We start from the raw sequence: 24,844 nt of genomic DNA, 5'->3' as shown, positions 1-24,844 counted from the left end.
TCGGGACCGGCCCCAACCGCAGGCCAGCGGCCCTACGAGGCATATTCCCTACAATCCCCAAACTGACAGCGCGGGTTCGGTTCCGTCACCCGCTCAAACAAACAGACCAAGCCCTCAAGCTTGCTCCCGGCCACGAGCCATATCGCCTTTTGGCTCTTTCGCTTCTCCAACGATGTGGCGGTCGTATCGAAGGTCAGGAGGATCGAACGACCTGCAGGTCGAGCCGCCTCCCAGGGACCGGCCGTCCCAGGTGGTGGTGGCGGCGATGCGGCCCAGTGCCGCGCCCTCCCCGAGGCCGCACGGAACCAAAGACCACGAATCACCGCCACCCTGCGCTGGTACCCACCGAAGGTGGAGTTTCCGTGCGGGGCGCCCGGCCACGTGACGCGGCCCTGCACGCGTGCGCGTGCAGGGCCGCATTTGCCCGGGTTACGTTAGCCGAACGTACCGCCGGTGATCGTCGCAATCATCGTCATCGTGACCGCCCTTCGCACGGAACCGGAAGTCGGCCCAGTGCTGTGTGCCGTCGGTGAGGGTCATGACCAGCCGCCGGCACTGCCCGGCCCACGCCTTGTCGGTCTTCCAGACGTAGGTGTAATGGCCGTCGTCGTAGTGCAGAGACGATTTGCCGGAAGGGGCCGTCGGCTTGAGGGCGCCGGGTGCGCCGCCACTACAGGGGAACTGGCCGGAGGCCGGTGAACCCTGCGCCAGAATGTTCATGCCCCGGTAGCCGCCGAGCCCGAACTTGATCGGGATGGACTGGCCGGGTTCCACCACGTTGACCGCCGGCGGGTTGTACACCGGGCGGAGGAAGCCGTGGAACGGCCATGCGGGCGCCTGGACCGTGACGGTACGCGGCGCCGACGCCGAACCGCCGTCGTTGTCGCGGATGGTCACGGTCGCGGTGAACGTGCCCGGGCGGTAGGCGTGCGCCAGGAAGCACGGTGACACCGCTCCGTCAAGCACCCCGGGGCTCGTCCCGTCACCCCACTGCACCGTGCAGGTGTGCAGGTCCTGCACACCGGCGTCGGTGAACTCGACCCGCGCGCCGGAGGCGTCGACGGTCACCGCGCCGAGCACCGGCGGTGCGTTGGCGACGGTCACCGTGGTGCTGTCCGAAGCCGTCGCGCCAGCGGCATCCACCGCGGTCAGCGTCGCGGTGAACGTGCCCTCGTCGGCACAGGTCACCGACGCCTGAGCGCCTTGACCGGTGACGGCGCACGGCCCGTCCACCCCCCATGACGATGTGACACCGGCCGTGTCGTCGGTAACCGTGCCAGTGAGGGCGATCCCGGTACCCTCCACCGTCGACACGCCGTTTCCGGCGTCCACCACGGGCGGCTGGTTGTCCCGGTCGTTGTCGGTGATCCAGGCCGTGCCGACCTCACCGCGCAGCACCGTACGGCCGTCGGAGGCGGCCAGGTCGCCCAGCTTGAGCTGGAACGGCTCGGGCGACTCCACCACCGTATCGTCCACCGCCGCGGCGGTGACCACGCCGACCGGGTGATCGGCGGTGAGCTGCAGGGTTCCGGTGCCCGGCGTGATGTCGCCGGGAGCGTCGGAGCCTCCCGCGGAGGGCTCGACCAGGGTCCACGGCACCGAGACCGTCGTGCCTGCCACCGGCGCGGGGTGGACGGCGATCACGAAGTCACCTGTGCCGCCCTCGACCAGAGTCGGCGCGGTCACCGACACGTTGAGCACCTCGTCGTCGGCGACGGTCACCGTGCCGGTGTCACCCGCGGCGGCGGTGCCGTTGGTGACCTTACCGAGCGAGATGGCGAACGTCTCGTTCGGTTCGGGGGTCGTGTCGCCGTTGACGGCCAGGTGGAGCACGTCCTGGGTCTCGCCCGGGGCGAACCGGATCGTCGCCGCCGCGCTCACGTAGTCCTCGCCCGCCTTCGCGGAACCGTCGGCGGTGGCGTACTCCGCCACGACCTCCTTGCCGCTGGGCTTGGACAGCCGGAACGTGACCGCGGTGTCGGTGAGGCTGGTGTCCCCTTCCGGCACGGTGCGCGACTGCACCGAGACGGTCGGCGGAGCGTCGTCGTCGGCGATCATGCCGGTAGCCTGCGCCCGGGCGATCTTCAGGCCCAGCCGGGCACCGGTGAGCGCGAGGGTGAGCGTCTCGTCATCCTCGTCGATCGCGTCGTCGGTGACCTTGACCGGGATCGAGGCCTGCGTCTGGCCGGCCGGCACGACCACCGTGCCGGTGCCGAACACCGCGTCGTCCTCCCCGGCGGTGTCGCCCTGCAGCGACCAGGTCAGCGCGACGTCGCCGCCCAGCGCGTGGTCCAGTTTGACGGTGTACGCGCCGCCGTCCGCCTCGGTCAGCGCCGCGTCCTCCACTGTCGCGTTCACCCATGCCGCCGGTAGTTCCAGCTCCGGGTCGGCCTTGGGGCGGGTGAGCGCGAGACCGTTCCACGTGTCGGCCGCGACCTGCAGGACCACCTGGCCGTCGATCGGGACCACGGTCGGTGTGAGGACTTTGGACGTGCCGGTCCCGGCTGCGCCGTTGGTGTTGCTGCCCCAGACCATCATCGAGCCGTCGGCGCGGATGGTCAGCGTGGTCGTGGAGTTCTCGTTGTCGATGCCGACGATCGGCGGACCATCCGGCATCGGTGCGCGCGTGGGCGCCGACAACGTGCACCGCGTGTCGCCGCAGATCGGCGCGAGGTCGGCGTTGAAGTTCTCGCCCCACATCCAGATCGAGCCGTCCTCCTTGAGCGCGACCGCCGCGTCGCCGGCTACGGAGACGTCCACGACTCCGCTGCCCTGGCCGAGCGTGTCAACCGGCCGCGGAAGCCACGGGTCGCGCGCCGGGTCCTGGGTGTTCCACTTGCGACCCAGTGTCGGGTCGGTGCTGCCGCAGGAGAGCACGGTGCCGTCCTTCGTGAGGAACAGCGCGCTCGACTTGGTAATGGCGATCTGCCGTACGTTGGTGAGGTCCGGGATGCGCGTGGGATAGAGCGTGTCCACCGCGGCCCCCGAACCGTCGCAGTTCACCCGGCCCCACGCCATGACCGTGCCGTCCTCCATCAGCGCGTAATCGGACGACACGCCGGCCTGCACGTCGCGCACGCCGGTGAGCAGGGTGCCCGTGGCGTCGGCGACCACGAAGTCCGGGTACGGCCGGTTGCCGCTGGCCTCCCCGCCGCCGAGGTTGCCGGCGGTGTTGCGGCCCCAGGTCAGCACCTTCCCGTCGGTGCGGACCGCAGCGACGTGATTGTCCGTGACGGACAGTTGCCGTACGCCGGACAGCAGACCCTGCCCGCCTGGCCCCAGCGGCTGCACCGGCTGGAGCCGGATGCTGGAAGATCCGTCCCCTATCTCGCCGAAGAGCTGGTTGCCCCAGGCGCGTACGGTGCCGTCGGCGAGCACGGCGTAGCCGGTGCCCATGCCCATCTCGACCTGGACCACGTTCGCCGGGAGTACCGACTTCGTCGGCTTGGTGTAATTCGTGCCCATCTTGCCGTCGCCGATCTGGCCGTGCGTGTTGCTGCCCCAGCCGAAGACCTCACCGGTCAGGCCGCCCGGCGGCGCGTCCGGCGAGCCGCTGTCGCAGTCGTCGTCGACGCCGTTGCCGAGGAACTCGATCTGGCCGGGATGGATCGCCGCGTCCGCGTCGTCGCAGTCCGTGGTGGCAGTCCAGTTGTCACCGTCCGCGTCGGGCCGGTGGACCAGCACGTCCCAGGCCTTCGTGGCCTGGTGCCCGTCGGCGTCGGTCGCGGTCGCGACGACCTGGTGCGCGCCCGGGGCGTCCGGAGCGGTCCAGGACAGCGACCTGCCGTCGCCGGTCGGCTTCCCGTCGACGCTCCAGCTCACGGCGGGGTCGCCGCCGTCATCGGTCGCGGTGACCGAGAAGACCGCGGTCGCGCCGGTCCGCACCACCGGTTGGACGTTGTCCGGCGACGCGCCCGACAGCCGCGGGTCGGCGCCCTTGCGGGTCACGGTCGCGCCGCTCCACGCGTACGCGATGCGGCCGGCGCTGTCGGTCACCCGTAGCCCGACGACCGGCGCGCCCGGCTCGTCGAAGGTGACCGTCGGCGTCGCACCGTCGGCGTCGTCGAAGTCACGGTCACCGTCCAGGTCCCAGGCGTACGACGCCGGCGTCGCCCCGCCGCGTGCGGCCGATGCGGTCCCGTCCAGCGTGACCGGCTCGCCCTCGGTCGCGGTGTACGGGCCACCGGCGTGCGCCGTCGGGTGCGGGTCGGGCACGTGCGGGTCGCCCGCCATCGCGTCCACGATGGCACCCCAGGCGGTGAGCCCCTGGCCGACCGCGGTCACAGTCCTGGCGTGGGCGGCGATCTGCGCGTCCAGGACGGCACGGATGTCCGCTGCTCGGTAGAGCGGCCCGTAAGCGCTCCGGACGTCGCTCTCCAGGTCCGTGATCTGCGGGCCGGTCATGCCGTTCTCCCGCAGCGTGCGCCGCTCGTCAGGGGTCAGACTCTGCCGCCGTACCCGGTCGGCGAAGCCGTGGCCGAAGGCCAGCCCCTCGTCGGCGTCGTCGGTGTAGAGCGCCCTCAGGCCGGTCAACTGGCGGGATGTCGCGGCGAGCTGCCCCGCCAGGGTCTGGTGCAGGTCGCGCGTCTCGCGGGCGTGCACGAGCGCCCATTCCCGGTTGCCCGCCTGCTGCGCGCCCTTGTAGGCCTCCACGCTGCGCAGCAACGCCTCGACCAGCGCGCCCTCACCCGCGATGGCGTCCGTCGGCGCGGCCACGGGCTTGGGCACCACCGGCTGGTCGAAGTCCGGGTTCGGCGGGTCCTCGTAAATGCCCAGGTAGTGCTGGCCCTGGTTGAGCAGCAACCCGTCGAACTGCTCCTGGATCGGGCTGAAGTAGTTGCCGTACTTCAGCGCGCAGGCGGTCGGGTTACCGGCCTTGCACCCGTTCTTCAGCGCCTTCTGGACGAACTTCCACACCCGGTTCATGACCTGCCGGGTGGTCTTCCACGATTCGTATTCTTCGTACGCCGACTGTTTGAGCGACGTCAGCGCGGCGTCGGGCGGTGGCAGCTCGCCCGGGGTCTCGACCTTGATCACGCGGGAGAACACCGCGTCGTCCTCAGCCTGGAAGACCCCGTCCTGGCAGGTGTCGAACACCACGTCGTACTCGCCCTCACCGAGAGCGCCGGCCGGCGTGGTGATGCCGATGATCTCGTCGTCGAACACCGTCGCGTACTGCACGACCGTGTTCGGGCTGCCTCCGGTCACGTCGACCAGATGCCCCTGCGCTGTGCCCGGCACCACGATGTAGACGTCGCTGGTCGGGTACACGAAGTCGGGCACGCCGTCCTCCGGGCAGCCGGAGTTCTTGAACGCCAGATCCCCCCAGACCCGGACCGCCGCGTTCGCACCGAAAGTCCCGCGCGTCTCGCCGATTTTGCCGACCCATAACGTATTGCTGTTGGCGTACGACGGCGACGCTGGGACCACCAGTCCCACCGCCATGGTCGTCACCGTCAGGGCGGCAGCCGCTGCCCGTTTCCACCTGTTCACGTCGATCCCTCTACTCCTGGCCGATTCACCAGAGAGATCGTCGGTGTCAGTACTTGGAGGGCGTTTAAGGCCGACTTGGACGTAACTTCAAGTGCGCTCCCAGGGTGGGTCGTTTACTCGGCGTGAACGAGCCACAGGTCGCGGTCGTCGTCCCGGCCGTCGACGATCACAGTGTCGGCGACGGGCGGGTATCCGGTGGCGATGAGGGTGTACTGGCCGCCGGTCAGGTCGGCGAAGGTGTACGCGCCATCCGCACCCGTGGTCGTGGTGCCGACCACGTTCCCGGCCGTGTCCAGCAAGGTCACCCGCGCGTCGTTCAGCGGGACGCCGTCGCGCGCGCGTACGGTGCCCCGGATCCGGACGCCGGGCCGCAACTCGACGTCCTGCCTGGTCTGACCGGTGCCGTTGACCTCGACCGGAACGGCGGCGGGGCGATAGGAGACCGCGCTGACCGCGAGCGTGTAGCTGCCCGAGTCCACCCCGGAGAAGCTGTAGCAGCCCGCTGCGTCGGTGCTGCCCGAGGTGACGACCTCGCCGCGGACGTCGGTCAGCACGATCACCGCGCTGGGCACCCGCCTGCCCTCCAGGTCGCGTACGACACCGGTCAGCTTGTTCGAGCTCGCGAGGATCAGGTGGAAGTCGACCGGCTGGTCTCCCACCACCAGGGTGGCCACCTGCGGATCATGATGAGCGGCCGAGGTGATCAGGACATAGGTGTCGGTGCCAGGCGTCCAGACGCTGTAGGCGCCATCGGCTCGGGTCAGGGCCCGGCCGAGCTGGTGGCCGCGCACGTCGATCAGAGTCAGTGTGGCATCGTCGACCGGTTGTCCGTCGTCACCACTGACGCAACCGCGGATCTCGACACCGCCCTCCGGCCGGTCCGCCCAGGTGGCACGCACCGCGTCGGCAGGCGCCAGGGCGGTCACCTTCGCCGCGACCGGAGCGGCGGCCACGTTCCCGCCGGGAAGGCAGGCGGCGAGAAGGAAGGCGAGGAGGGCGGCGCCGGAGCCGACGACCATGACGACGCGGAAACCGTCCTCGGAGGGAAGAGCGACCGAGCCGAACGTGGTGGTCATCTGGGCTAGGACGACACCCGCCGCGGCGCTGGCGATGGTGGTGCCGACGGCCCGCATGAGGGTGTTGAGGCTGTTCGCGGCGGCCGTCTCGGACACCGGCACGGCGCCCATGACGAGGGCGGGCATGGAGGCGTAGGCGAATCCGATACCGGCTCCAATGACACAGGAGACCAGGACGAGGTGCCAGACCTCGGACATCAACGCGATGTTGAGGCCGTAGCCGGCGGCCACGATGACGGCCCCGATCATCAAGGTCACCTTGGGCCCCTTGGCCGCGGACAGGCGAGCCGACAGGGGCGCCAGGACCATCATCACCAGGCCGAACGGCGCCATGACCAGGCCTACGGTCAGCATCGACTGCCCCAGGCCGTAGCCGGTGGCCACGGGCAGTTGCAGCAGTTGCGGCAGCACCAGGGACATCGCGAACATCGAGAAGCCCAGCATGAGGGAGGCGAGGTTGGTGAACAGCACCTGACGCCGTGCGCTGGTGCGCAGGTCCACCATCGGCTCCCTGGTACGCAGCTCCCACCAGCCCCACAGCAGCAGCACGACAACCGCCGCGGCGAACAGGCCGATGGTGAGGGCGTCGCTCCAGCCCCAGTCGGCGCCCTTGGAGATCACCAAGAGCAGGCACACCAGCGCGGCCGACAGCCCGGCGGCGCCGACCAGGTCGAAACGCCCGCCACTGCGCACCGCCGATCTGGGCACGAACGTCAGCACCAGCACAGCGGCCACGACACCGAGACCCCCTGAGGTCCAGAACAGCGCGTGCCAGTCGGCGTTCTCGGCGATGAGGGCGGCGCCCGGCAGACCCATGGCACCGCCCACGCCGAGCGAGGCGCCCATCAGCGCGGTCGCGGAGCCGAGCCTGTCGGCGGGCAGTTCGTCGCGCATGATGCTGATGCCGAGCGGGATGACGCCGGCTGCCAGGCCTTGCAGAGCCCGTCCGACGACCATCGGGATCAGAGAGTCACTGAGAGCGCACGTGACGGACCCGGCGACCAGCAGGATCAGGCTGATCAGAAGCATGCGCCGCTTGCCGTGCATGTCTCCCAGCCGTCCCATCACCGGCGTGGCGACCGAGCCTGCCAGCAGCGTGGCCGTGATCGCCCAGGTGGCGTCGGCGGCCGCGGCTCCCAGGAGCTTGGGGAACTCGGGAATCAGCGGGATCACCAGGGTTTGCATCACCGCCACCACGATCCCGGCGAAGGCGAGCACGATCACGAAAGCGCCCGACCGCGACGGACCGTCCGCCTGAGCAACGCGGGAGGAGAAATTCGCCATGCGCATCTCCATACAGGCTCTGAGCAGGCAAAGAACGAGGTTCTCGTGAATCAGTCGCTCGTCCGGGGAGATCCGGGTGGATTTATGACCACACTGAGAGGCCACACCTCGAAGTAGGTCCTGCGCTACTCGATCTCCAACTCGACGACGCCGGACCAACGCATCGGGCCGTGACGGCGACGACGTTCCGCATGTTCGACGCCCCCACCTCAGGTCTCGGCCAGCGACGAGGAAAGTCAACGGGCTGTTCGGGGCGAACCCGTTGCAAGCAAAGAGCTTGATCGCTTCCGGGGCGTTCTCTGCTCAAAGCCACCGTCTTGATCCCCCCAGGACGACCAAGTGGGCACAGCTTCACACTGACAGCGGAGATCCTGCCCCTGGGGCACACGGGGCCAACAAGAGTCATCGATGGTCTCGCTGACACTAGGCAGGCGTTAGCTATTGTGATTAGCATAAAAGCTATGAGCGATAGCTTCAGTCCTGGAGCCTGTGATGCCTAGGGCGGGCCTGACCCAGGCCCGGGTCGTCGATGTGGCGATCGCCCTTGTTGACGAACGCGGCCTGGCCGCCCTGACCCTCGCCGCCGTCGCCGAGCGCTGTGGGGTCGCCGCCCCATCCCTCTACAAACACGTCAGCAACATCGCCGATTTGCGCACCCTGGTCGGCGTACGCGTGATTCAGGAAATGACGGGGGAACTGGCCACCGCCATTTCCGGCCGCAGTGGCGCCGACGCCGTGGCCTCCCTGATGTGGGCCTACCGCGACTATGTGACCGAGCACCCGGCGCGCTACGCGGCGATGCCGGTCGACCCGCTGCACCAACCGGAGTTCGCCGAGGCCGGGCGGCGCATGCTGGAGGTCATACAGGCCGCCCTGCGCCCCTGGGACCTCGACGAGCCGAACCTGATTCATGCCATCCGGACGGCCAGGGTGATCGTCCACGGCTTCGCCTCACTGGAGGCGGCCGGCGGCTTCGGACTGCCGCACGGCCTCGACGAGACCTTCGAACGCGTGATCCGCATGTTCCTCACAACCCTTCCCGAACTCTGAGACTGGAGAAGACCGATGCCCCCTACCCGTGTCCGCCTCGCCGCCGGCGGCCTGGCCTTGGCCGGAGTCCTCTTCTTCCTCTACCCCGCGCTACGCCCCTGGCGTGAGGAGTCCACACTGGACGGAGCGCTACAGGCGATGTCCTCGCCGTGGTGGGTGGCGACCCACCTGTTCGCGATGATCGGCTTCATCCTGGTGCCGCCGGCGCTGCTGGCCGTACGCCGAGTCGTCGACGCGACGCGGTCCGAACGGCTCGCCGTCACCGCCGCCGTCACCACCTGGATCGGCGTCGGCCTGACCCTGCCGTACTACGGCGCTGAGGATTTCGCGCTGAACACGATCGCGGCGAAGGTCGCCGACGGTCAGCCTCTCGACCTGCTCGACCTCGCTGACAGCATCCGCTATCACCCAGCGGCGGTCACGGCCTTCCTGATCGGCCTGCTGTTGCTCGCCATCGGCCCGATGCTCGCGGCCATGGCGATCTGGCGCTCCGGGGCGCTGCCGCGATTCAGCGGGATCCTCTTCGCCGTCGGCTTCGCCCTGTTCATCCCACAGTTCTTCGCCCCGCCGGCGGGCCGGGTGGCGCACGGTGTCCTCGTGGCGGCCGGCTGCATCTGGCTGGCCGTCGCGCTCTGGCGACTCCCCTCCCGCCCGGCCGCTGCACAGCTGCCGTGACCTTGACTTCCTCGACAGGGTGGGCGGAATAGCCGCTCCACGTGTGTAAGCCCAGATCATCCGATGAATTCGGAGTCTGCGCTTTGCTCACTTCTAAGGGCTTGTGCGGCCTGCCAGCGCGACCAGCGCCCGGATGTCGTGCCGTCCCGCATGCGGTCCCCGGCGAGGACCTCCGGATGGAGTCGCGGACGGCTCGCACTACGCCGGAGGTCCTTGCCGTTATCTCCCTGTGGCTACGTCAGACTGGCGCAACTCTGGGCGTCCGCGTCCTTGGCCGCCTTCGGCGCCCAGCGGACGTTCGCGAACGACGCGGAGAACGCGCCTTCGGCGTAGACGACGAAAGGCATGTTTATGTTCTCCATGTCGAGACCGACGCCAGCCGTGAAGCAGGCGATTGGGATCTTGACGGTCGCCTTGCTCCCAACCGGTAGGTTCCGGAACAGCGATGTCGCGGCCACCTCGGAGAAGCACGGGAAAATGCAGTGCACGCCGACCATGGTCCGCGCCGCCGGGGGCTGGTGGACGATCGTGTCGAAGACCAGTGCGGCGTCCGCGTTCAGGTAGCCGCGCAGGTCGCTGCCGCCCGCCGGATCCCGCAGGAAGATCTGCCCAGGGCCGACGCCCGTCCAGGTCACCTTGAGGCCGTCCTGCTGCGCGTTCACGTCGGACGGCACCACGTTGATCTCTGAATGCGTTGCCTGGCGATCGACGCCGATCTCGGTGTCGGTGTCGGCGGAGCCGATGAAGCTCTTGTACGGCGCGACGTCCATGCTGTTGTAGATCTCGAGATCCTCCGTGGCGGTGCCGCCACCCGTCTGACCGCAGCCGGACTCCGGGGTGGTCTCGTCGAGCGTCCCGACCGAACCGGTCTGCCCATAGCGCAGGCCGTACCCGAGCGGGAAGAGCGGGTCGTAACCGGCATCACCCGGGTTGAGCGGGGGCTGACACGCGGCCTTCGGCCAGGAGTACGACAGCTTGCCGGTGTAGCCGGCGCCTCTGTGCGAGCCGCGCACGAGCAGGTCGGCCACGCCGCCGCCCTCCGTGCCCGGGAGCCACGCGACGACGAACGCGTCGGAACGGTTGAGCTCCTTGTTGACCCACAACGGGCGGCCCGTGACGTACACGGTGACGACCGGCGTCCCCTTGCCGCTGACCTTGTCCAGGACGGCGAGGTCACCGGGATAGAGCTTGGACGCCTCCAGCGAGCGCCGGCCGAGGTCGCCGAGGAACTCCGCGTACGGCGTCTCGCCGATCACCGCGATGACAGCGTCGTACGCCGAGGGGTCGACTCCGTCAGCCGTCTCGCTGAACGTGACATTGGCGGCGCCCAGCACCTCCTTGAGGCCGCCGAGGATCGTCGTGCCGTTCGGGAAGTCGGCGTTGGTGTTTTCGGTGCCTTGCCAGGTGAGGGTCCAGCCGCCGGTCTGGTTCTGCATGCTGTCCGCGCTCTTGCCCACGACGAGGACCTTGGAACCGGGGGCGAGCGGCACGACCTTGCTGTTGTTCTTGAGCAGAACCTGCGACTGCCGTACGGCCTTGCGGGCAAGCTCCCTCGCCTGCAGCGCTCGGGCGGACCCGGCCATGGCGCGCGCCGAGGGCTTCCGCGCGTCGAACACGCCGGCGCGCAGTTTCACCCGCAGGATGCGCGTCACCGCGTCGTCGATGCGCGACATCGGGATCTCGCCGCTCTTGACCTGCGCGATGGTGTTGGCGATCAGCGCCTTCCAGGCGTACGGCGCCATCACAACGTCGATTCCGGCGTTGATGGCCTTCGCGCAACTGGAGTTGGTGCATCCGGCGACCTGGCCGATGGCGTTCCAGTCGGAGACCACGACGCCGTCGAAGCCCATCTTCTGTTTGAGAATGTCGGTGATGACGCGCTTGCTGCCGTGGATCTTGCCCTCGTTGATACCGAGGTCCGCGTTGGTCCAACTGTTGAAGGACGCAACCACGGTCTGCGCACCTGCTGCCAGTGCGCCGTAGTATCCCTGGCCGTGGATGTTGATCATCTGGGCCTCGGAGGACGGGTTGACTCCCTGGTCCTGCCCCTTGATGGTGCCGCCGTCACCGATGAAGTGCTTCGCGGTCGCGATGATGCCGCCACCGTGCCCGAGCTTGCCCTGCAGACCCTTGACGGCCTCATATGCGTAGGCGCGGGTGATCCGCGGGTCCTCGGAGAAGCCCTCGTACGTGCGTCCCCACCGGTCGTCCCTGACCACGGCCACAGAGGGCGCGAATGCCCAGTCCTGCCCGGTCGCGCGGATCTGCGCGGCGGTCGCCGACCCGATGTCACGGATGAGACAGGGGTCCTGCGCGGCTCCCAGGCCGATGTTGTGCGGGAAGATCGTCGCGCCGTAGACGTTGTTGTTGCCGTGAACAGCGTCGATGCCCCAGATGACCGGGATCTTCGTCCTCGTGCTGACGGACGCCGCCCAGTAGGCGTCGGCGAGGTCGAGCCAGGCCTTGGGCGAGGCGTGCTTGTCGCCGCCTGGCCATGATCCGCCGCCGTTGAGCACCGAGCCGATGCGGTACTGCTTGACCTCCTCTGGAGTGATGGCGCCGATCTCGGGCTGTGTCATCTGCCCGACCTTCTCGGCGAGCGTCATGCCGGCGAGGATCTTCGCCACCCGCTTCTCGCCGGCTCGGTCCCGCTCGACCTGGCTCTTGACCTTCGGCCAGTCGGCGAGCGTGGGCAGGCTCCGCGCAATGCGAGCGCAGCCGTCGTAGTCCAGGGCGGGCTTTGCGATCATCGGCTGGTGGGCGCCTTCGGCGGTCTCGGCGTCGGCGCTGGGGAATCCGGCGGCACCACTTGCCAGTAACGCGAGGCCGGCCAGCACCGCGACCGTGCGTCGACGAGCCGGGGGCCGGGCGAGAGGTCTGATCATGAAGTGTCCGTTTCTCGATGCGGCGGCGACGGTCGGGGCGGTCTGCTGCGGCCGCGTTACGCAGATCGTGAACTGCGGCGGTAGCCCGGCTCAACTTCGAAAGCGCTCTCACGCGCGTGCGACCCGAAGCCGCAAAGAAGCGAGGAACTACCCGACCATCGCGCCCGACCTACCGCACGGCACCGGCAAGCCAGGTCGTCGGGCGCACGAAAACGCTCTCTCCGAACTTATTCCTGAGCGAGGATTTGGGCCAGCGGGAGGCGCTGGATCATCAGGGCCGGCGCCAGGGAGGCCAGCACCCCGAGGATGACCGCGATAAGTCCGGCCACAAGGGCGGCGATCGTGATGATGACAACCACCGGGAGGCTCGCGGCGGAATCAAGCCAGGCGAGTGGACCGGTGAGTGTCAGCGACGCGAGCACGCCCGCAGCCATCCCGAGTAGAGCCCCGAGAAGACCGATGGCCGCGCCTTCGGTGACGACCAGGGGGACAGCGACCCGCTCGACCAGCCGGCGGCGCGCAAGGCCGCCAGTTCGGCGTCCCTCTCTCGCACGCCCAGGTAGAGGACATCCGCTACGGCCAGCGCCGCCAGGACGAACAGCAGCGCGATCGCGGCGTAATCCGCGGGCCGCGCCTGTACCACGATCGCGTCGCCCAGGAGGGAACCGACCACACGGCCGCGAAAGCCGTACGTCACGCCGAGCAGCACGGTCAGTCCGAACACGGCCACCGTAGGCGCCGCCGTGCCCAGGATCATCCGCCCCGGCACGCGGGTCAGCCCGAGCTATGCCGCTGAGCCACGCCGTACTCGCCCTGCTCGCTGACGGGCCAAGCCACGGATACGAACTGAAGACCCGGTTCGAGGCAGCCGTCGGCCCTCAATGGGGCGGCCTCAACATCGGACATCTGTACCAGATCCTCGACCGGCTGGTCCGAGATGGCCACGTCGCCCAAAGCGACCGGCCGGACAAGACGCTCTACCAGCTGACCGAAGCCAGCGTGGGAGTTCTTACCGAGTGGGCCGCAACGCCGTGGGTGCGTTCGTCCGGCTTCCGCGACGAGTTGTTCCTCAAGCTGCTCGCCGCCACCCGACTCGGGAAGGAGACGCTGAGCGCGTTCGTATCCGCTCAGCGCCAGTCCTATCTCTCCGATCTGGCCGGGCTGACCCGGCTGCGGAGAGAGGAGAATAACCCCCTGGTGGCACTGCTCATCGACGCGGCGATCGCCCACACGAAGGCCGACCTCCAGATCGTCGAGGGTGCCGACCAGCGGCTGGCCGAACTCGTCCATGCTTTCCCTCTCCCCAGAGATCAGCACGGTGAGCAAGTCGGCCCTTCCACGAACCGCAAGCGGGCCTAGCCCGATTCAGACACCCTGCGTGCAGGCCGCGCATGCCTTCACAACTAGGGGATGCCCGGGTGCGATCATGGCCGGGTGGTTAACGTCACCTTGGACGATTCCGATGGCTCCGTGGTCCTGGTGAAGCTCCAGGCTGAGACATGGGAACTCAACATCTGGGCGCCTGTAGCGGACTTGGCACGCCTCCGCGACATCAGGCAGGCAGATTGGGATTCTCGTCGTTCCATCGCCGTGGGCGCCTGTGCCGGCTCTTCCGTCTTCTGGACAGTGAGTGAGGACCAGGCGGCCATCCTCATCGGCCGTGACGACGAGACGTGGGACATGGGGATCAGCGTGCCAATCGAAACCATAGATGAGATCGCCCGTCTCGCCGGTGAGCGCCTGTGACACTGCCGACCTTCTGCGAGTTGTGATCAACCGGAGGGAACGAAAAGACCAGGCGGGTCGCCCTCTTCACCAGCCCCGCTGATGTGTGTGTCCACCTCGGATCTCAACCGGCCCGATCGCGGTCACGAACCTGAGTACAACCGCTCCAGTCCCACCAGCTGCACCCGCCCGTCGCTACGCGCCGCTGCTTCCTGCAGCGCCGGCATGAACCCCATCCCGCTGAACAGCAGCAGCCGCCCCGGCGCCTCGCCCCTGGCCGCGAGTAGCGCCGCCACCCGCTCCAGCCGCTCCAAGTGCCCGAGCCCCACAACATCCCCCCACTTGGCCTCCCCAATGGCCAACAGCGCACCGTCAGCGCCACGGACCGCGACGTCCACCTCATGACCCGTGCGGGTGGCGGCGTCGTGCACGACCCCGGACTGGACGCTCCCGGCCATATCGCCCAGCGTCTCCTCAGAGGCGAAGTCCTCACACCACACCCGACACATTCGCTCGTACACCGGCCCCGCCACGTTGCTACGGAAGCGAGGCTGGGCGGTACGCCAGATCCGCTCGGTACGCCCCTGCCGCACCCGCTCCAACTGCGCCCAATAGGGACGCATGATCGCGTGATAGAAGCGGACCAGAGGCTCAGTGATCCGATACTCAGAGCGGTTGCGGCGGAAGGCGTCAGGATCGGCCACCAGGAGGCCGGCATCCTCCAGCACGGTCAGGTGGTGGGAGATGTCGACGGCTTTGCGCTCGATTCTGCCCGCGATGCCGCTGCGGGTCGCGTTGCCCTCGGCGACCGCGGCCAGGACCGTGTGATACAGGCCGGTGTCGCGCAGCGCCGGGTCCTCAGCGAGCAGGAAACGCACCTCACGGAAAAGAGGACTGGCCGGGTTGAGAACATACTCCACGACCCAGCGGTCGAAGTCGGCCAGACCCACCGGGGCGACCCCGGCCAGATACTCGGTGCGGTAGGCGGGAGTGCCGCCCACGACGAAGTAGACCAGGGCCGCCAACCGAGGCTCAGCCGCCAGCCCCCAGAACTCGGCGGCCAGCCGGAAGTTGAAGGTGGGCACAACCAGTTCCAGCCCGGCCCGCCCGCGCAGCGGCGCTTGACCGGAGAGCAGGCCCCCCATGAAGGAGATCGACGACCCGCACAGCAGCAGACGTGACCGGGACGCCCCCCGCTGCTCGCGGCGTGGCGACAGTGCCTTCTGGATGACCGACGGCAAGTCCTTGGCGTCGCGCACCAGGTAGGGAAACTCGTCCAGGACGACCGGGACGGTCCGCTCGGCACCCAGGGAGAGCAGGCCGTCGATCGCCTCCTCCCAGCTTTCGAACCTGACCCGCCCCGGCGTCCCGGCGAAGGCGGAGACGGCTTCCCCGACTTGGCGCAGCGCCTCCGCCCTGGGCACAGCCTCAGTGGCGGCGTAGTAGAAGCCCCCGGTCGCCTCGCAGACGGCCTCCAGCAGGAACGTCTTGCCCTGCCGACGTCGCCCGGAGACCACGCCGAGCGTTGCACCCTGGGCGTCGTTGGCGAAAAACCGCGAGAGCTGTTCCCACTCCCAGTCACGGTCGAACATGTCCGATGGCCGCGGCAACGACATTTTTGACCTCTGTTTTTAGGAGCACAGTTCTTAAAAGTGTACTCCTACATTTGGACGCGGGTAGGCGCCAAGCGGTTGCGGCGAAACCAGCCGGCATCGCCTTCCACGCCACCTGTCTCATGCGTGCCCTGCCTGCATCGCAACCGGACTGCTTCCGAGCGGTGCACGACTGGCGCTTCCGTGCCAGAACTGGCCGGGACCAAGGTCTCTCACGGGGACTCGCGTCAACCGACCCGCGCTGACCTGCTTCACTGTTTCCCAGCTCAGGACGGCAAGATCAGTATCTGATTCCAAGCTGACAGCGCGGGTTCTATTCCCGTCACCCGCTCCACGTGTGAAGGCCCGGGTCGGGATGCGGATCCCGATCCTGGCCTTGATCGTTTCTGGAGCTGTTCGATCTTTTCGGGCCATTAGCCGACTATTGGTGTTGATCAACCTGCTGGGATCAGCGCTCCCGCCGCTGCGTCATGCTCGTTGTCATCGCGCGCAGTTCAGACCTTGATGACGATGACGCGTCCGCCGCACAGGGCGGCGAGGTCCTCAGGGTCGGAGGTGAGAACCGTGACCGGGCCAGGGGCAGCGAGGGCGGTGGCGCTGAGCATGGCATCGATGGCGTACTTGTGCCCGTGCAAGGCGGCGTCGGACAGAAGTGTGGCGGCGTGGCGGGCGATCGGTTCGGTGACCGGCTCGACGACAACGCGGGACAGCGTCCACTCCAGGGCCGGCCGGTTGATACGGGGGTGGACCACTTCGACGAGGGTGGCGGCGGAGGTGATGACGCGGAGATCGTCAGCGCGGGCGAGGGCGAGCCATGCGGTGACCGTGCGATCGCGCAGGACCGCCTTGGCCAGTCCCTCGCTGTCGAGGACCATGGTGCCGCCGGGGGTGGCGGGAGAACGGGTCACGCGGCGCCCGCCCCACCATGGGCCCGTCCCTGCCGGGCCTGGTGGAGCTGGTCGCGCAGCGCCTGAACCTCGTCGTCGGTGATGGGGCCGTGCTCGGCCTCGGCGACCTGGATGAGCTCACTGAGGTTGTCGCGCTCGATCTGGCGGGCGACGGCGGCGGCGACGTAGGCGGACAGGCCAGAAGGGCCGCTCCGGGACCTGGCGGCCTCCGCGATGTCGCGCGGCATGGTGATCGAATACTTGCCAGTAGGCTCACTCATGCTCCCTATCCTACCTCTTATCCTCCTGCGACTTCGCGAGCGCTTGCTCGCGTCGGGGAGGACCGCACCGGCGAGAGCTGAGCGCTCTGCTTACAGGCCACATCGCGGCCGGTCGCCCCAAAGCGGCCCTCAAGACGGCGTGTAGCTGAGCCGCGCAGTCCCCGCCGGTCTCATGGTCGGCCGGGACTGTGCGCGCCAGAACCGTCGGTGACGGATCAGCGATCAGGCCGTACGGCGGGCAAGGAGGTGGGCCTGTGGGAAGCCTCGCTGGGGGTCCTCGCCAGGAGCGACGATCAGCCGGGCCACCTCGGCGAGCCGGGCCTTGAGTAGCAGCTCGGCCACGCGGTCGGGCGAATACCGGTAGGCGAGGGACACCTTGTGGTCGAATGCCTCCGCAAGCTCGGCGGGGTCGTCGTATCCCTGGAAGCAGAGCAGCAGGTGGCCGCCGGGCCCGAGCACGCGGTGGAACTCGGCGAGCGTTTCGGGGAGCCGCTCAGGCGGGGTGTGGATGATCGAGTAGTTGGCGAGAACCCCGGCGAGGGAGGCGTCCTCCACATCGAGGGCACCGATCAGCCCCACCTCGAAGCGGAGCTCCGGATGGGCGCCGCGGGCGAGCGCGATCATCTCCGGCGACAGGTCGATACCGAAGGCGGTGACGCCGAGGGAGCGGAGATACGCGGTGATGTGGCCGGGGCCGCACCCCACGTCCGCCACCAGGCCGTCGCCGGCGGCCCGGACCAGCTCGGCGAAGAGGGCGATCATCACGCGATTGAGCGGGTTGGCAGGAAAATGTTCGTCGACGAACTCGGCGTAACGGGCGGCGGCGTCGTCGTAGGCGGTACGAGTGGCGGTGAGATAGTCCGGCTCGGTCATGGGGGGCCATGCTAGTTCCGCGACCGACGAGCGCTCCGAAATACCCAACCTGCAGTGAGCTTGATCGCCGTGCGCGTGCCAGATTGAACGGCGATCAACGGGAACCCATGGGCACTCAACCACTGCCGAGCCGCACGCTCGTTTCCAGCTCAGCGTGGCGGGATCAGTCGCCTATTCCCAAGCTGACAGAGGGACCCTCGCGCTAGGAAGCATTGGCGGGGCGGTGCCGAATATTGATAGGAGGTCGGCCCGCGTCCCTGCGCGAGGACGGGCCGACCGGCGTCCGACTTGGGTGCGGCGGCCCGGCTGACCAAGGTGGGGTCTGTCACTCTGGGCGGTTATTCGCCCCGCCGTCCTGGGTTTCCTTGGGGTGGGTGTAGAGGATTTCGCGGGCCTGCTCGGCGGCGCGGGTGAATTGTTCGGCGACGAAGGCGAGGTAGCGGGCGATGTTCTCGAGGCGGACCGCGGCCGGGGAGTGGGGGCCGAGCACGCCGGCGCCCTGCCGGGCGACATCGACGAGCTGGACGAGGGACCGGGCGCTGGCGATCGTCGATTGGTGCCAGAGGTCGTCGTCGACGACGTAGCGTTCGCGCCGGCGTTCGTCGCGTTCCCGGCGGACGAGGTCCTGGCTCTCCAGGAAAGTGATCGCTTTGGAGATGGACGCCGGGCTGACCTGGAGCCGCTGGGCGAGCTCAGAGGCGGTGAGACTGCCGGCGTCGGTGGTGAGGAGGCAGACCAGCACCCGCGCCATCATCTTGGACAGGCCCGAAGCCATCATGACGGTGGTGAACGTCTCCTCGAACTCACGGACGGCCTCGGCGTCGCGCCCGTACGGCTGGAGGGCCGACTGCGACCCCTGGGACGAGCCGGGCCCACGCCGGCGGGCGCGGCGTTCCGTGGCGCGGTGGGCCAGGTCGGAGCGGTAGCCGGTGGGGCCGCCGTTGCGCATCACTTCACGCGTGACCGTCGAGGTCGGGCGGTCGAGGCGTCTGGCTATCTCCGCGTAGGCGAGCCCGTCTCCCAGCCCCAGGGCGATCTGCTGGCGTTCCTGCTGGGTGAGCCTGCCCCCTGGCATCGCGTTCTCCTTCGCGCTCCGTGATGCCTCGAGCATAGCGTTCGCTCCCATTCATTGCAACATTCACAGCTTCCCATGTTGCATTAACCGACAGATTGTTGCAACAGTTTTATGCCATCTAGCTGGGATAATGCATCTTCAACGCAATGAGTTAGTTGAAGAATCCGTGAAGGCAACGTAGCTTTTCCATTGTTAGAAACAACGAACGACACAGCACTGGGAGAGCATGATGCAGAAGTTCGACACCCCCGCCCCGATCTCCGCCGTCCTGGACGTCCCCGCCGGGCGGGTGCAGTTCATCGCCGCTGACCGGGCCGACACCGCAGTCGAGATCCGCCCTGCGGACGCCTCGAAGAGCCGCGACGTACAGGCCGCGGAGCAGACCAAGGTCGAATACGGCGACGGCGTCCTGCGGATCGAGGTGCCGGTGAAAAGCCAGCTTTTCGGAGCCTCCGGATCCATCGAGGTGACGGTCCAGCTGCCCGCCGGTTCCCGGGTCGAGGTCAAGGCCGCCGCCACCGAGTTCCGGGCCGTCGGACGGCTGGGCGATGTGACCTTCGAGGGCGCGTACGACCAGATCAAGGTCGACGAGGCCGCGAGCGCCCGCATCACCGCAGTCGCCGGTGACGTCTCGGTCGGCCGTCTCACCGGCGCCGCGGAGATCAGCACCGCCAAGGGCGACATCCGCGTCGCCGAGGCCGTACGCGGCCAGGTCGCCCTGCGCACGGACATGGGCGACATCGAGGTCTCCGTGGCGCCGGGCGTCTCGGCCTCGCTGGACGCCGGCACCGGCTACGGCCGGATCCACAACGCGCTCAAGAACACCGAAGGCGCCGCCGCTCAGCTCGGCATCCACGCGACCACCGCCTACGGCGACATCGTCGCCCGCAGCCTCTGAGGAGCACCATCATGACGAACCTGGCCATCGCGGCGAACGGGCTGCGCAAGTCCTACGGCGACAAGGTTGTGCTCGACGGCGTCGACCTGGCCGTCCCCGAAGGAACGATCTTCTCCCTGCTCGGGCCGAACGGGGCAGGCAAGACCACCACCGTCCAGATCCTGTCCACCCTGATCCCCGCCGACGGCGGCGCAGTCCAGGTCGCCGGATTAGACCTGGCCCGCAAGCCGGACGACGTGCGCGGCGCGATCGGCGTCACCGGGCAGTACTCGGCCGTCGACAAGCTGCTCAGCGGCGAGGAGAACCTGCTCCTCATGGCCGACCTCAAGCACCTGTCCCGCCGGGACGGCAAGCGCAAGGCCGCCGAACTGCTCGACCGCTTCGACCTGGTCGACGCGGCGCGCAAACCGGCCAGCACTTACTCGGGCGGCATGCAACGCCGCCTCGACCTGGCGATGACCCTGGTCGGCGACCCCCGCCTGATCTTCCTGGACGAGCCCACCACCGGCCTCGACCCGCGCAGCCGCCGCTCCATGTGGCAGATCGTCCGTGAACTCGTCGCGAGTGGCGTCACCATCTTCCTCACCACCCAGTACCTGGAGGAGGCCGACGAACTCGCCGACCGCATCGCCCTCCTCGACCACGGACGGCTGATCGCCGAAGGCACCGCCGAAGAGCTCAAGCGGCGCATCCCCGGGGGCCACATCGAGCTCACCTTCGCCGACGCGCACCTGCTCGACGCGGCTCGCCACCTCGTCGGGGCCGGAGTCGCCGACCCCGAGGCGCTCACCCTGCAAGTGCCGAGCGACGGCAGTGTCCGCGCGATCCGCGAACTGCTCACCCTCCTGGACGAACGCTCGATCGACATCGCCGAGATGAGCGTGCACACCCCCGACCTCGACGACGTCTTCCTCACCCTCACCGGCCAGCAGAAAGTGGAGGCCACCCGATGAGCACCCTGTCCCTCGCCATGCGCGACAACTCCACCATGGTCCGGCGCCAGCTCAAGCGCCTGCTCCGCTACCCGTCCATGACCGTGCAGCTGGTCGCCACTCCCGTCATCATCCTGATCGTGTTCGTCTACGTCTTCGGCGGCACCCTCGGCGAAGGACTCGGCGGCGGCGGCCGCGACGCCTACGTCAACTACGTCGTCCCCGGCATTCTGCTCATGGCGGTGGCCACCGCCGCGACCGGAACCGCCGTCATGGTCGCCACCGACATGACCGAAGGCATCATCGCCCGCTTCCGCACCATGCGGATCTCGCGCGCCTCCGTCCTGACCGGCCACGTCGTCGGCAGCGTCATCCAGCAGCTCCTCGGCATGGCCGCCGTCATCGGCATCGCCTTCGCGCTCGGCTTCCGCCCGAACGCCACCGCCGTCGAATGGCTGGCCGCCGCCGGCCTGCTCACCCTGTTCGTCGTGGCCATCACCTGGCTGTCGGTCGCCCTCGGCCTGAAGTCCCTGACCCCCGAGGCCGCCAGCAACGCCCCCATGCCCCTGATCCTGCTGCCCTTCCTCGGCAGCGGCTTCGTCCCCACCGACTCCATGCCCACCGTCCTGCGCTGGTTCGCCGAATACCAGCCCTTCACCCCGATCATGGAAACCGTCCGCGGCCTCCTCCTCGGCACCCCGATCGGCAACAGCGCGGTCATCGCCACCGCCTGGTGCGCCGGCATCGCCACCGTCTCCTACCTCTGGGCCAAGAACATCTTCAACAAGGCCTGACCATGAACCGACCCAACAGGGCCGCCAGACCACTCAACGGGTCTGGCGGTCCGTTCGTTTGCAACCTCGCTGGTACGCATGTGCCGCGAGCCGGTGCTGTCCATCAAGCCACTCCGCTCACGCTGGGAGTCTGGGGTGCATCCGGACCCCAAAGGTGGAGAACGAGCGGATGGCTTGGCGGAGCCTAGACTTGCGGCATGCCGATCCACCTGAGCCTGCTCGACGGTGTGCGGTGGCGGGGACAGCCGGTGGTCGGCGAGAGGGCTCAGGCGCTGCTCGCGGCCCTCGCGCTCGCCTGCCGGACCGTGAACGCGGACCGGCTCGTCGCGGAGGTGTGGGGGGACAGCGAACCGGCCAATCCGGCGAAGGCGCTGCAGGTCCTGGTGTCCCGCACCAGGTCGGTCGTGGGGTCGGAGGCGCTGGTCACGGAAGGGGCCGGCTACCGGCTCGAGGTTCCGCCCGACCGGGTCGACGCCGGTCGGCTGCACGGTCTGGCGGGCCGGGCGCGGGCGCTGCTCGTCGAGAATCCGGCCGCGGCGGCCGCGGCGGCGAAGGAGGCGCTCGCGCTGGGCATCGGGGCGCTGCCGCCTGCGGGCGGCGGCCCGCTGGCCGAGGTGCGCCGGCGCGCGGAACACGACCTGGCGTCCGCGCGGGTCGTGCTCGCCCGGGCCCGGAGCCGCAGCGGCGACCACGGCCCCGCCCTCCCCGAACTCGAGGAGGCTGTGCGCGTCCACCCCGAGGACGAGGGGCTGCTCGCCGACCTCCTGCACAGCGAGGCGGCGGTGCGCGGAACGGGCGCCGCGCTGGACCGCTTCGAGCGCTACCGGTCGGACCTGCGCGACCGGATCGGCGCCGACGTCGGCCCGGAGCTGCGACGGGTCCATCGTGAGCTGCTGGCGCTCGACAGCCCCGTGCGCGCCGGCGTGCGCTTCGACACGACCCCGCTGCTCGGCCGCGACGACGATCTCCGACGGGTGCGGGCGCTGCTCTCCGCCTCCCGGGTGGTCTCGATCCTCGGTCCGGGCGGCCTCGGCAAGACCCGGCTCGCCCATGCCGTCGCCCGCGAGGCCCCGCAGCCGGTGGTGCACGTCGTCGAACTGGTCGGCGTGACCGCGCCCGAGGATCTGGTCGGCGAGGTCGGGTCGGCGCTCGGCGTCCGCGACTCGGTGACCGGACGCCGCACGCTCACCCCGCAGCAGCGCGCCGACGTCCGGGCCCGGATCGCCCAGCAGCTCGATCTGGCCCCGACGCTGCTGGTGCTCGACAACTGCGAGCATCTGGTGGACGCGGTCGCCGACTTGGTCGCCTATCTGACCGCAACCACACGGGAGCTGCGCGTCCTCACCACAACCCGCTCGCCACTGGCGATCGCCGCCGAACGCGTCTATCCGCTGCCCCAGCTGGGAACCGGTGACGCCGTCGAGCTGTTCCGCGACCGCGCGACCGCGGCCCGGCCCAATGTGCACCTCGACGAGGATGACGTGCGCGCCGTCGTGGCCCGCTTGGACGGCCTGCCGCTCGCGATCGAGCTGGCCGCCGCGAAGGTGAGGGTGATGTCACCGGTCGAGATCGCCCGTCGGCTGGAGGACAGGTTCTCGCTGCTGCGCGGCGGCGACCGGAGCGCCCCCTCCCGTCACCAGACGCTGCTGGCGGTGATCGACTGGTCCTGGAACCTCCTCGGCGAGCGGCAGCGCCGGGCCCTCCGCCGCCTGTCGGCTTTCCCGGACGGCTTCGTCCTCGACGCGGCGGAGGAGGTGCTCGGCGACGACGCTCTCGGCGACGTCGAGGAGCTCGTGGAGCAGTCCCTGCTCACCGTCGTGGAGACAGCCGACGGCGTTCGGTACCGCATGCTCGAGACGGTGCGCGAGTTCGGCCGGATGCGGCTGGACTCGGCCGGCGAGACCACCGACGCGCGGGCCGCCGTACGCGAGTGGGCCGTCGGTTACGGCCGCCGGCACGGCGCCCGGCTGTACTCGCCGGAGCAGGTCGACGCGATGGACCGGCTCCGTTCTGAGGAGACGAACCTCGCCGACATCCTGCGCGAGGCCCTCGCCGACCCCGACCCGGAAGCGGTCGTGGTGCTGTTCTCCGCTCTCGCCGGCTACTGGACGATCTGCGGGGATCACCCGCGCAGCATCGTCGTCGCCCCGGCCGTCGCCGCCGCCCTGAGCGGCTGGGCGCCTCCGCCCCGGCTCCTCGACCAGACCCGGCTGGCCCTGGGCATCGCGCTGTTCAACACCATGATCGTCTCCCACGACGAGTCAGGGACGCTGGCGCGACTGCTGTCCGGGCTGGGCGCCGACTCGGCGAACCCGGCCGTCCGGGCGCTGGTGACCGCCCTGCTCGCCACGGCGTCGGATCCCGAGCGCGGCTTGGACCTGCTGGTCGCCGATACCGACCCTCTGATCCGCCGGATCGCGCTGCACTGGCTGAGCCATGGCAGGGAGAGCGCCGGCGACCCGGTCGGCGCGATCGAAGCGGCCCGGGCCGCCCTCGAACTGGTCGGCGATGACGGCGGTCCCTGGCACCGGGCGGTGCTGCACACCCAGTTGGCCAGCCTGTACGCGCAGCTCGGTGACTCCGCGTTGACCGCCAGGCATGCCACCGAGGCGCTGCCGATGCTCGAACGCCTCGGGGCGATGGACGACGCCATCCAGATCCGCACCACCCTCGCCATGGCGGCGCTGGCTGAGGGGCGCCGCGACGAGGCCGCACGGATGATCGACGACCTGGAGGCGCTCGCTTCCCAGGGCACCTACAGCGAGGTCCTGTCGGTCGCCACCGGCCGAGCCCAACTGGCCCTCGTCGACGGCGACATCGCCGAGGGACTGCGGCGGCACCGCGAGACCGCCGAGGTGCTCCGGAACCTGCGCGTCCCGAGCGCTTTCACACCGTGGGCCGACCTGAGCGAGGTCATCGCGCTCTCGGCGTTCGCGCAGTACGGCGAGGGCGACGACGGCGCGGACCTCTTCGAGTCGGTGCGGGCAAAAGTCCTGATCGTGTTCGACCCGGACCGCACCTCGAGGGATTACCCGGTGATGGGGATGGTGCTCGCCGGGCTGGGCATCTGGGGCCTGCGAAAGGGGGCGCTGCCCGCCGAGGAGGCGGTCCGGCTGCTCGTGCTCGCCAACCGGTTCGCCTACAACCGATTCACCCCGACGATGCAGTGGTCGGTGCTGTCCGCGCACGCCGAGCGGATCGCCCCCGGCGTCATATCCCGGATCGAGGCGGAATACGGCGAACGACGCGGCCCCGACCTGCTGGCCGAGGCCCGTACCGTCCTGGAGCGGGTGGTCTGACACC

18 protein-coding genes and 1 pseudogene are annotated in these 24,844 nt (G+C 69.2%); 8 read left to right on the top strand and 11 right to left on the bottom strand.

Annotated features, from left to right (window positions below; all coding sequences use genetic code 11):
- Nucleotides 1–429 precede the first annotated feature (429 nt).
- The 3 genes and pseudogenes from Aple_RS04410 to Aple_RS54230 all read right to left on the bottom strand — a co-directional run.
- Entirely contained in the window at nucleotides 430–5,493 is a 5,064-nt protein-coding gene (locus Aple_RS04410) for a PxKF domain-containing protein (protein ID WP_155343167.1), read from the bottom strand.
- A gap of 113 nt (nucleotides 5,494–5,606) precedes the next feature.
- Complete coding sequence (locus Aple_RS54235) at nucleotides 5,607–6,152, bottom strand: MSCRAMM family protein (RefSeq protein WP_281361527.1); 546 nt, start codon at nucleotides 6,150–6,152, stop codon at nucleotides 5,607–5,609.
- A 279-nt stretch (nucleotides 6,153–6,431) separates the two neighbouring features.
- Nucleotides 6,432–7,853 (bottom strand): annotated as a pseudogene (locus tag Aple_RS54230) (MFS transporter); the annotation flags it as partial.
- Between the two features lie 492 nt (nucleotides 7,854–8,345).
- Here Aple_RS54230 and Aple_RS04400 point away from each other — a divergent pair.
- Nucleotides 8,346–8,903: a TetR/AcrR family transcriptional regulator gene (locus tag Aple_RS04400; protein WP_155343165.1), complete on the top strand. Its 558-nt coding sequence runs from the start codon at nucleotides 8,346–8,348 to the stop codon at nucleotides 8,901–8,903.
- 15 nt (nucleotides 8,904–8,918) lie between these two features.
- Entirely contained in the window at nucleotides 8,919–9,578 is a 660-nt protein-coding gene (locus Aple_RS04395; RefSeq protein ID WP_155343164.1) for a hypothetical protein, read from the top strand.
- 233 nt (nucleotides 9,579–9,811) lie between these two features.
- Here the strand turns inward: Aple_RS04395 and Aple_RS04390 are convergent, their stop codons facing one another.
- The 3 genes from Aple_RS04390 to Aple_RS04380 form a co-directional block, all read right to left on the bottom strand.
- Entirely contained in the window at nucleotides 9,812–12,463 is a 2,652-nt protein-coding gene (locus Aple_RS04390) for a glycoside hydrolase family 3 protein (RefSeq protein ID WP_155343163.1), read from the bottom strand.
- A 227-nt stretch (nucleotides 12,464–12,690) separates the two neighbouring features.
- Nucleotides 12,691–12,822 (bottom strand): hypothetical protein, encoded by a 132-nt coding sequence (locus Aple_RS55445; RefSeq protein ID WP_281361524.1) that lies wholly within the window; start codon nucleotides 12,820–12,822, stop codon nucleotides 12,691–12,693.
- Between the two features lie 47 nt (nucleotides 12,823–12,869).
- Complete coding sequence (locus tag Aple_RS04380; RefSeq protein WP_155343161.1) at nucleotides 12,870–13,232, bottom strand: hypothetical protein; 363 nt, start codon at nucleotides 13,230–13,232, stop codon at nucleotides 12,870–12,872.
- A gap of 17 nt (nucleotides 13,233–13,249) precedes the next feature.
- On the opposite strand from Aple_RS04380, the gene Aple_RS04375 reads away from it, so the two are divergent.
- Together Aple_RS04375 and Aple_RS04370 are read left to right on the top strand one after the other, a co-directional pair.
- Entirely contained in the window at nucleotides 13,250–13,822 is a 573-nt protein-coding gene (locus Aple_RS04375; RefSeq protein ID WP_155343160.1) for a PadR family transcriptional regulator, read from the top strand.
- 75 nt (nucleotides 13,823–13,897) lie between these two features.
- Complete coding sequence (locus Aple_RS04370; RefSeq protein WP_155343159.1) at nucleotides 13,898–14,209, top strand: hypothetical protein; 312 nt, start codon at nucleotides 13,898–13,900, stop codon at nucleotides 14,207–14,209.
- A 122-nt stretch (nucleotides 14,210–14,331) separates the two neighbouring features.
- On the opposite strand, the gene Aple_RS04365 is transcribed toward Aple_RS04370, so the two are convergent.
- The 5 genes from Aple_RS04365 to Aple_RS04345 form a co-directional block, all read right to left on the bottom strand.
- A complete protein-coding gene (locus tag Aple_RS04365; protein WP_246264131.1) occupies nucleotides 14,332–15,804 on the bottom strand; it encodes an AAA family ATPase in 1,473 nt (490 codons plus the stop codon).
- 491 nt (nucleotides 15,805–16,295) lie between these two features.
- Nucleotides 16,296–16,709, bottom strand: coding sequence for a type II toxin-antitoxin system VapC family toxin (locus tag Aple_RS04360; RefSeq protein ID WP_155343158.1), 414 nt, complete (start codon nucleotides 16,707–16,709; stop codon nucleotides 16,296–16,298).
- Complete coding sequence (locus Aple_RS04355; protein ID WP_155343157.1) at nucleotides 16,706–16,969, bottom strand: CopG family transcriptional regulator; 264 nt, start codon at nucleotides 16,967–16,969, stop codon at nucleotides 16,706–16,708. The genes Aple_RS04360 and Aple_RS04355 overlap by 4 nt, the downstream gene beginning before the upstream one ends.
- Nucleotides 16,970–17,191: 222 nt before the next feature.
- Nucleotides 17,192–17,842 (bottom strand): class I SAM-dependent methyltransferase, encoded by a 651-nt coding sequence (locus Aple_RS04350; protein ID WP_155343156.1) that lies wholly within the window; start codon nucleotides 17,840–17,842, stop codon nucleotides 17,192–17,194.
- Between the two features lie 325 nt (nucleotides 17,843–18,167).
- On the bottom strand, nucleotides 18,168–18,917 hold the full coding sequence (locus Aple_RS04345) for a GbsR/MarR family transcriptional regulator (RefSeq protein ID WP_155343155.1): 750 nt from the start codon (nucleotides 18,915–18,917) through the stop codon (nucleotides 18,168–18,170).
- Between the two features lie 229 nt (nucleotides 18,918–19,146).
- On the opposite strand from Aple_RS04345, the gene Aple_RS04340 reads away from it, so the two are divergent.
- From Aple_RS04340 to Aple_RS04325, 4 genes are all read left to right on the top strand, one after another.
- Nucleotides 19,147–19,815: a DUF4097 family beta strand repeat-containing protein gene (locus Aple_RS04340; protein WP_155343426.1), complete on the top strand. Its 669-nt coding sequence runs from the start codon at nucleotides 19,147–19,149 to the stop codon at nucleotides 19,813–19,815.
- Nucleotides 19,816–19,826: 11 nt separating this feature from the next.
- Nucleotides 19,827–20,768, top strand: coding sequence for an ATP-binding cassette domain-containing protein (locus tag Aple_RS04335; protein WP_155343154.1), 942 nt, complete (start codon nucleotides 19,827–19,829; stop codon nucleotides 20,766–20,768).
- Nucleotides 20,765–21,541, top strand: coding sequence for an ABC transporter permease (locus Aple_RS04330; RefSeq protein WP_155343153.1), 777 nt, complete (start codon nucleotides 20,765–20,767; stop codon nucleotides 21,539–21,541). Before Aple_RS04335 ends, Aple_RS04330 begins: the two co-directional genes overlap by 4 nt.
- 197 nt (nucleotides 21,542–21,738) lie before the next feature.
- Complete coding sequence (locus tag Aple_RS04325; protein ID WP_155343152.1) at nucleotides 21,739–24,840, top strand: ATP-binding protein; 3,102 nt, start codon at nucleotides 21,739–21,741, stop codon at nucleotides 24,838–24,840.
- Nucleotides 24,841–24,844: the final 4 nt, after the last annotated feature.

This window comes from Acrocarpospora pleiomorpha (assembly GCF_009687885.1).
Taxonomy (GTDB): Bacteria; Actinomycetota; Actinomycetes; order Streptosporangiales; family Streptosporangiaceae; genus Acrocarpospora; species Acrocarpospora pleiomorpha.
This window is presented reverse-complemented; position numbering and strand designations above follow the sequence as displayed.